This is a genomic window from Anoxybacillus sp. LAT27 (assembly GCF_022030075.1).
Classification (GTDB): domain Bacteria; phylum Bacillota; class Bacilli; order Bacillales; family Anoxybacillaceae; genus Anoxybacillus; species Anoxybacillus kestanbolensis.
The window spans coordinates 1-338 of record NZ_JAIWYK010000095.1 but is presented as its reverse complement, the minus strand read 5'-3'; the positions used below and the strand labels follow the sequence as shown (position 1 = coordinate 338).

General features: G+C 56.8%; 1 rRNA gene. It reads left to right on the top strand.

Going from position 1 to position 338, the window contains the following annotated elements:
- Positions 1–338: ribosomal RNA gene (locus LD028_RS08660) — 23S ribosomal RNA — on the top strand; the annotation flags it as partial.

The window sequence follows — 338 nt, the reverse complement described above, 5'->3', positions numbered from 1 at the left end:
GTCCTAAGGTAGCGAAATTCCTTGTCGGGTAAGTTCCGACCCGCACGAAAGGTGTAACGACTTGGGCGCTGTCTCGGCAAGAGACCCGGTGAAATCATAATACCTGTGAAGATGCAGGTTACCCGCGACAAGACGGAAAGACCCCATGGAGCTTTACTGTAGCCTGATATTGGACTTTGGTACGATCTGTACAGAATAGGTGGGAGCCTGGGAAGCCGGTGCGCCAGCATCGGTGGAGGCGCCGTTGGGATACCACCCTGATCGTATCGGAGTTCTAACCCGCGGCCCTGATCGGGTCGGGGAACAGTGTCAGGTGGGCAGTTTGACTGGGGCGGTCG